Here is a 7,644-nt window from a genome sequence, read left to right as displayed (position 1 = left end):
GCCCAGCCCCCGGCCGCGCAGCCGCCCGCCGGCGTGACGGCTCCGCAGCCCGTGGTGTCGCAGACCGCGCACGCGGACGACGTCAAGGTCGCCGGCGCCGCCGGCGCCGCCCGCGCCGCCGCGCCCGCCGGTGACACCCTCGGCTTCGACGCCTTCCCGCCCGGTCCGGCCGGCCACGCCGCCGGCCCGCGCGACGAGATCGCGTCCGGCGCACCCCGTCCCGGCGCTCGGCGGGCGGCCTCCGGCAAGCGCACCGGCATGCGCATCGTGGCGGTCGCCGCCGGCGCGGCGGTCGTGATCGGCGGCGGTGCCGCCGCGGCGTTCGCGCTGACCGGCGGATCCGACGACGACGGCGCCACCGTGCAGCCGACCCGCGAACTGGCCGACCCCGCGCCGAAGGTCGACCCCAGGGTGCTGCAGGAGCAGCGGCGCCAGCTCGCCATGGAGCGGGCCTCGCGCGAGACGCGCCAGTACAGCGGCAAGGGGCTCGACCTCCGGCCCAAGGGCGAGCCGATCCCGACCAAGACGCCGGAGAAGAAGAAGGACGACGAAGGCGGCGGCGGCAGCGGGGGCGGTGCCCCGGTCGCCGACCCGGTCCCGGCGGGCGAGGCGCAGCAGATCGCCAAGAAGATGATGCCGAGCTTCGGCTTCACCGGCGACGGCGAGTTCGGCTGCCTGGTGAAGCTGTGGAACAAGGAGAGCGGCTGGCGGACCAACGCCGCCAACCCCACGTCCCAGGCGTACGGCATCCCGCAGGCCAACCCCGGCTCCAAGATGGCCAGCGCCGGCGCCGACTGGCGCACCAGCGCCTCCACCCAGATCAAGTGGGGCCTCGGCTACATCAAGGACCGCTACGGGACCCCCTGCAAGGCGTGGTCGCACTCGCAGAGCGTCGGCTGGTACTGAGCCGGCGACCGGTTCCGCGTCGCACGTGCGCGTCCCCGGCGGCCGGGTGAGCCGCCGGGACGCGCGCGACGTCACGACGAGCCGGTCATCCCCAACACGTCCAGTGCCTCGTCGAGCTGCTCGACGGTCAGCTTCCCGTCGTCCACATAGCCGCGTTCGAGGACGACCTCGCGGATCGTGCGGCGCTCGCTCAGCGCCTGCTTGGCGACCTTCGCCGCCTCCTCGTAGCCGATGTAGCGGTTCAGCGGCGTCACGATCGACGGCGACGACTCCGCGTACTCGCGCATCCGGTCCACGTCCGCCTCGATGCCGTCGACGCAGCGGTCGGCGAACAGCCGCGACGCGTTCGCCAGCAGGGTGATCGACTCCAGGACGTTGCGGGCCAGCATCGGCAGCATGACGTTCAGCTCGAAGTTGCCCGACGCGCCGCCGAACGCGACCGCCGCGTCGTTGCCGATGACCTGGGCCGAGACCTGCATGACCGCCTCGGGCAGCACCGGGTTCACCTTCCCCGGCATGATCGACGAGCCGGGCTGCAGGTCCGGCAGCCGGATCTCGGCCAGCCCGGCGCGCGGCCCCGAGCCCATCCAGCGCAGGTCGTTGGCGATCTTGTGCAGGCTCACCGCGACCGTGCGGAGCGCGCCGCTGGCCTCGACCAGGCCGTCCCGCGCGCCCTGCGCCTCGAAGTGGTCGCGGGCCTCGGTCAGCGGCAGGCCGGTGACCCGCGCGATCTCCTCGATGACGCGGGCCGCGAAGCCGTCGGGGGTGTTGATGCCGGTGCCGACCGCCGTCCCGCCGAGCGGCAGCTCCGCGAGCCGCGGCAGGACCGCCTCCAGGCGCTCCACGCCGTGCCCGATCTGCGCCGCGTAGCCGCGGAACTCCTGGCCCAGCGTCACCGGGGTCGCGTCCATCAGGTGGGTGCGGCCGGACTTCACCGCCGTGCGGTACTCGTCGGCCTTGCGCGCCAGCGCGTTCTGCAGGTGCCGCAGCGCGGGGATCAGATCGTTCAGGACGGCCCCGGTCGCCGCGATGTGGATCGAGGACGGGAACACGTCGTTGGACGACTGGGAGGCGTTCACGTGGTCGTTGGGGTGCACCGGACGGCCGAGCCGCTCCTGCGCGAGCGTCGCCACGACCTCGTTGGTGTTCATGTTGGACGACGTCCCGGACCCGGTCTGGAACACGTCGATGGGGAACTCGCCGTTCCACCTGCCGTCCGCGACCTCCCGGGCCGCCTCGGTGATCGCGGCCGCGAGGTCCTTGTCGAGCACGCCCAGCTCGGCGTTCACCGTCGCCGCCGCGGCCTTGATGTGGCCGAGCGCGGCGATGTGCGCGTCCTCCAGCGGCCGCCCGGAGATCGGGAAGTTCTCCACCGCGCGCTGCGTCTGCGCCCGCCACTTCGCCGCCGCCGGTACCCGGACCTCACCCATGGAGTCCTGCTCGATCCGGAACTCGCGCTCACCCATGGCACGTCACCTCCGCCTGGATCGTGTCGCCATCAAGGTCGATCATCGCCGTCGATGGCAGCCGTCCTTCATGGCAGCCTCGCCGGCGACCGTCCCATTCCCAGGTGGAGCGATCCGGGACCTAAGTCACTCCTTGTTGATGGTGTAGTTCTTGCGCTCGCCCTGGCCGCCGACGGGCTTCTGCTCGCCGTTCACCCACACGTCGCAGGCGGAGGCGTCGTAGACGACCGCGTTGATGCGCGGCTGGTCGTACTGCCGCGCCTCGTTCTGCTTCAGCGTCTCGTCGCTCAGCACGGTGATCACGTTGCCCGGCACCGACACGAAGATCTTGCAGGAGTCGTTGCGGGCCCGGACGACGAGCGTGCTCGTGTCGATGCCCGGCGGCGCCTGCGCGTTCCCGCTCGCGGGGCTGGACGTCGTCGCGGTCGCGGCGGGGCCGGGGCCCTCCCGCATCATGCCGACGATGAGCGCGGTGGCACCGATCCCGCAGGACGCCACGGTCGCGCCGATGAGCGCGATCACGGCCATCAGCCGGTAGCGGGGCGTCGCCTGGCGGCGCCCCGACCGGGGCCCGGCCATCGCGCGCTCCAGCCGGTCGACCGCGCGGGCGTGGCTGAGGCGGCGCGTCGGGTTCTTCTCCAGCAGCCCGGTGATGACGGGCCCGAGGGCGCCGGCGTTCTGCGGGGCGGGCGTGGACTCGTTGGCGAGCGCGCTCAGCGTCGCCATCACGTTGTCGCGCTCGAACGGGGGATGGCCCTCCAGCGCGGCGTACAGCGTCGCGCCGAGCGACCACAGGTCGGAGCGGGGGGTGGCCTTCTCGCCGGCGGCGACCTCGGGCGCGACATAGGCGGGGGAGCCCATGAAGTGGCCCGTCTTGGTCAGGCTCGCCGACCCGGACGAGAACGCGAGGCCGAAGTCGGTGAGCACGACCCGGTCGCCGTCCAGCAGGACGTTGCTCGGCTTGAGGTCGCGGTGGACTATCCCGGCCTTGTGCGCGACGTGCAGCGCGTCCAGGAGGGCGCGGCCGATGTGCGCGACGCGTTCGGGCGGCAGCGGTCCCGAGCGCTCGATGAGATGTTCGAGGCTGGGCGCCTCGATCATCTCCATCACGATCCAGGGCCGGCCCTGCTCGATGACCACGTCGTACACCTCGACGATGGAGTGCGTGCGCAACTGGGCCGGCGCGCGCGCCTCTCTGAGGGTACGGCGGTAGAAGACCACCCGGTCGTCCTCGGTGAGGTCCTCCGGGAGGCGCAGCTCTTTGATCGCCACCGAGCGATCAAGGAGCTCGTCATGCCCTCTCCAGACGGTGCCGTTGGCACCTTGACCGATTTCCGAGACCAGCCGGTAGCGCGTCGCTAGAACGAGGCGCTCTGACTGTGACATGGCGGAAAAGATACCGGAGTGGCCAGGCGGTCATCGGGGAGACCTCATTACCAACGCCGATTTTGGGCCGATAATGTGACCTACCAGCCGGAAACATAGGGGAATGCCCCTCGTGGGGCCCCTCCGGCCGCCTGGCCGCCGCCTGCCGGACGCCTCCCGGGCGCCTCTCGGACGGCCCCTCAGACGCCCTTCGGACGTCTGAGAGGCGCCTTCCGGACACCGCGGATGATCAGCGCCGGCCGATGCTGAGAACGGGGCCGGTGGTGTCGGCGAAGAAGTCCTCGCCCTTGTCGTCCACCACGATGAAGGCGGGGAAGTCCTCCACCTCGATCTTCCAGACGGCCTCCATGCCGAGTTCCGGATACTCCAGGACCTCGACCTTCTTGATGCAGTCCTGGGCGAGCCGCGCGGCGGGCCCGCCGATCGAGCCGAGGTAGAACCCGCCGTGCTCCTTGCAGGCGTCGGTGACCTGCTTGGACCGGTTGCCCTTGGCCAGCATGACCAGCGAGCCGCCGGCGGCCTGGAACTGCTCGACGTAGGAGTCCATCCGCCCGGCCGTCGTGGGGCCGAACGAGCCGGACGCGTAACCCTCCGGCGTCTTGGCCGGGCCCGCGTAGTACACGGCGTGGTCGCGCAGGTACTGCGGCATCGGCTCGCCGGCGTCCAGCCGCTCCTTGATCTTGGCGTGCGCGATGTCGCGGGCGACGACCAGCGGCCCGGTCAGCGACAGCCGCGTCTTCACCGGGTACCGGGTCAGCTCGGCGCGGATCTCCGCCATCGGCCGGTTCAGGTCGATCTGGACGACCTGGTCGTCCAGCTCCTCGCCGGTCGTGTCCGGCAGGTACTGCGCCGGGTCGGTCTCCAGCCGCTCCAGGAACACGCCCTCCGCGGTGATCTTGGCGAGCGCCTGCCGGTCGGCGCTGCACGACACCGCCATGGCCACCGGGCAGGACGCCCCGTGCCGCGGCAGCCTGATCACCCGCACGTCGTGGCAGAAGTACTTGCCGCCGAACTGCGCGCCGATGCCGAGCTTCTGCGTCAGCTCGAACACCTGCAGCTCCAGCTCCAGGTCGCGGAAGCCGTGGCCCAGCGCGGAACCCTCGGTCGGCATCGTGTCCAGGTAGTGCGCCGACGCGTACTTCGCGGTCTTCAGCGCGTACTCGGCGGACGTGCCGCCCACGACGATCGCCAGGTGGTACGGCGGGCACGCCGCGGTCCCCAGCGAGCGGATCTTCTCCTCCAGGAAGGACAGCATCCGCTTCGGGTTCAGGACGGCCTTCGTCTCCTGGTAGAGGAACGACTTGTTCGCGCTGCCGCCGCCCTTGGCCATGAACAGGAACTTGTACGCGTCGCCGGGCGTCGCGTAGAGCTCGATCTGGGCGGGCAGGTTGGTGCCGGTGTTCTTCTCGTCCCACATCGTCACCGGCGCCATCTGCGAGTAGCGCAGGTTCAGCCTGGTGTACGCGTCGAACACGCCGCGGGAGATGTGCCGCTCGTCGTCGCCGTCCGTCAGGACGTGCTGGCCGCGCTTGCCCATCACGATCGCGGTGCCGGTGTCCTGGCACATGGGCAGCACGCCGCCGGAGGCGATCCCCGCGTTCTTCAGCAGGTCCAGCGCCACGAAGCGGTCGTTGGGGGACGCCTCGGGGTCGTCCAGGATCCGCCGGAGCTGCGCCAGGTGCGCGGGCCGCAGCAGGTGCGCGATGTCGCGCATGGCGGTCTCGGTGAGCAGCCGCAGCGCCTCCGGCTCGACCTGCAGGAACGTCCGGCCGTTCGCGTCGAACGTCGAGACCCCGTCGGAGGTCAGCAGCCGGTAGTCGGTGTCGTCCGGGCCGAGCGGCAGCAGGTCGGTGTAGGAGAACTCAGGCATCTCAGGCAGATCCTCGCGCGATTCCGATGGGCCGCACCACAGGTTACGGCCCCGGTTCCCGGCGCGGGCACGGCACCCGGCCGTGACACGGGCGCTCCCTCCCGGCGCTGAACAGGATGTGACCGACCTTCATCTCCCCCTCGACCGGAGTGCCGGGCGGCTGGCGGCCCAGATCGCCGCGGGCTTCCGCGCGGCCGTGCGGTCCGGCCGGCTGACCGCCGGGACGCGGCTGCCGTCGACCCGCGACCTCGCGCGCGACCTGGACGTCTCGCGCGGTGTGGTGGTCGCCGCCTACGAGCAGCTGACCGCCGAAGGGTTCCTCGTCGCGCGGCGCGGCGACGGCACCCGCATCGCGCCGCTGGCCCGGCCGGACGAGGAGCCCGGGCCGGCGCCCGCGCCCGTGCCGGCGCCGCGCGGCTCCGCCCGGCCGGGGCCCGCGCCCGCCTACGACCTGTGGCCGAGCCTGCCGGACCTGGCGTCGTTCCCCCGCGACCGCTGGATCGCCGCCGCCCGCGCCGCGCTGCGCACGCTCCCGCACGAGGCGCTCACCTACCCCGACCCCGCCGGCGTCCACGCCCTGCGGGCCGAGCTGTCGGGCTACCTGGCCCGGGTCCGCGCCGCGCGCACCGGCCCCGACCGGATCGTGATCATGAACGGGGTGGCGCACGGGCTGTCGGCGCTGCTGCGGGTGCTGGGCGCCGGCGGGCACACGTCGCTGGCCGTGGAGGACCCGACCAGCGACCGGCAGCTGCCCATGCTGGACGCGTCCGGCCTCCGGACCGTCCGCGTCCCCGTGGACGCCGAGGGCATCGACGTCGGCGCCCTCGCCCGCACGCGGGCGCGCGCCGTCCTCGTCACGCCCGCGCACCAGTACCCGACCGGCGTCGTCCTGTCCCCGGCCCGCCGCGCCGAACTCATCGCCTGGGCGCGGGACGTGGACGGCCTGATCCTGGAGGACGACTACGACGCCGAGTTCCGCTACGACCGCGAGCCCGTCGGCTGCCTCCAGGGAGTCGAGCCCGACCGCGTCGTCCTGCTCGGCTCGGTGAGCAAGTCCCTTGCCCCCGCGCTGCGCCTCGGCTGGGCCGTCGCCCCGCCGGACCTGGCCCGGCGCCTGCGCGAGCACCGCGAGAACACCGACCTCGGCGCTCCCGTCCTGGAGCAGTACGCCCTCGCCGAGTTCCTCAAGGGCGGCGGCTACGACCGCCATCTGCGCGTGATGCGCCGCCGCTACCGGCATCGCCGGGACGCCCTGGCGGAAGCCCTCGACGTCCACTTGCCCAGCGCGATGGTTCACGGCGTCTCAGCGGGCATCCACCTCTATGTGGAGCTCCCCGCAGGACTGGACGAGGACGAGGTCGTCGCCCGCGCCGCGCGCGCCGGGGTGGCGGTCGCGGGCGCCCGGCCCATGTGGTCCCGGGCGCGGGCCGGCGACGCGCCGCCCGCCCTCGTCCTCGGCTACGCCCGCCTCAACGCGACACACCTGGTCAAAGCGGCGGAACTCCTTGGCCAAGCGGTTACCCATGGTGCTGAAGGGTAAGACCAGCATCCCTGGTGTAGGAGGTATGCATGAGCTTGGAAGAGGCCGCTCGACAACTGAAGATGGCCGCCCACGACGCCGAGGTGGCCTTCGACTGCGTCGGCCTTGGCGACCTCGAAAGGGCACAGGAGCACGCCGTGACCCTGCGCGCCGCGGCCGACGCCGCCGAGGTGGCGCTGAGCCGCGCCCTGCAGGACATGACGCCGGAGCAGGCGCAGGCCGAAGGCGAACGAGCCATCGCCTCGATGGAGGGGTAGCTGTGTCTCCCAGGGGGCGACCCCCTGGAACCCCCGTTGCGCACGGCGAACCGTTTCCCAATCCGCTCCGCGTCTTGTGAAACGGCTCCCCGTGCGGCGGGCAGGCGCCCTCCGCTCGCTGCGCTCGCTCCACGCGCCTGCCCGTACTCCGGTGGCTGAGGTCCTCTGCTCCGGGGGTTGAGGTTCAGACCGTGGGGCGCTGCATGGTGGGGGCTGGTG

At 72.5% G+C, this 7,644-nt stretch carries 6 protein-coding genes; 3 read left to right on the top strand and 3 right to left on the bottom strand.

All coding sequences use genetic code 11. From position 1 onward, the window contains the following. Positions 1 to 906 (top strand): hypothetical protein (locus E1200_RS34495; protein ID WP_207933598.1); only part of this gene is annotated, 906 nt, incomplete at its 5' end. Between the two features lie 71 nt (positions 907 to 977). Here E1200_RS34495 and E1200_RS28810 read toward each other — a convergent pair. The 3 genes from E1200_RS28810 to E1200_RS28800 form a co-directional block, all read right to left on the bottom strand. After that, positions 978 to 2,372 (bottom strand): class II fumarate hydratase, encoded by a 1,395-nt coding sequence (locus E1200_RS28810; protein WP_131955226.1) that lies wholly within the window; start codon positions 2,370 to 2,372, stop codon positions 978 to 980. A 126-nt stretch (positions 2,373 to 2,498) separates the two neighbouring features. Beyond that, on the bottom strand, positions 2,499 to 3,758 hold the full coding sequence (locus tag E1200_RS28805; RefSeq protein WP_131955225.1) for a serine/threonine-protein kinase: 1,260 nt from the start codon (positions 3,756 to 3,758) through the stop codon (positions 2,499 to 2,501). A 229-nt stretch (positions 3,759 to 3,987) separates the two neighbouring features. Continuing rightward, complete coding sequence (locus E1200_RS28800; RefSeq protein WP_131955224.1) at positions 3,988 to 5,628, bottom strand: fumarate hydratase; 1,641 nt, start codon at positions 5,626 to 5,628, stop codon at positions 3,988 to 3,990. 118 nt (positions 5,629 to 5,746) lie between these two features. Here E1200_RS28800 and E1200_RS28795 point away from each other — a divergent pair, with 118 nt between their 5' ends. Beyond that, the gene (locus E1200_RS28795; RefSeq protein WP_131955223.1) at positions 5,747 to 7,168 is read left to right on the top strand and encodes a PLP-dependent aminotransferase family protein; all 1,422 of its coding nucleotides are present in this window, start codon (positions 5,747 to 5,749) and stop codon (positions 7,166 to 7,168) included. A gap of 29 nt (positions 7,169 to 7,197) precedes the next feature. Continuing rightward, entirely contained in the window at positions 7,198 to 7,425 is a 228-nt protein-coding gene (locus E1200_RS28790) for a hypothetical protein (protein ID WP_131955222.1), read from the top strand. Positions 7,426 to 7,644: the final 219 nt, after the last annotated feature.

The organism is Actinomadura sp. GC306 (assembly GCF_004348665.1).
Classification (GTDB): domain Bacteria; phylum Actinomycetota; class Actinomycetes; order Streptosporangiales; family Streptosporangiaceae; genus Spirillospora.
The sequence above is the reverse complement of the archived record's forward strand: the minus strand, read 5'-3'. Positions and strand labels throughout refer to the sequence as shown.

Coding starts and splice junctions, on each gene's coding strand:
- E1200_RS28810 (WP_131955226.1), bottom strand. CDS start 2,372: ATGGGTGAGCGCGAGTTCCGGATCGAGCAGGACTCCATGGGTGAGGTC.
- E1200_RS28805 (WP_131955225.1), bottom strand. CDS start 3,758: ATGTCACAGTCAGAGCGCCTCGTTCTAGCGACGCGCTACCGGCTGGTC.
- E1200_RS28800 (WP_131955224.1), bottom strand. CDS start 5,628: ATGCCTGAGTTCTCCTACACCGACCTGCTGCCGCTCGGCCCGGACGAC.
- E1200_RS28790 (WP_131955222.1), top strand. CDS start 7,198: ATGAGCTTGGAAGAGGCCGCTCGACAACTGAAGATGGCCGCCCACGAC.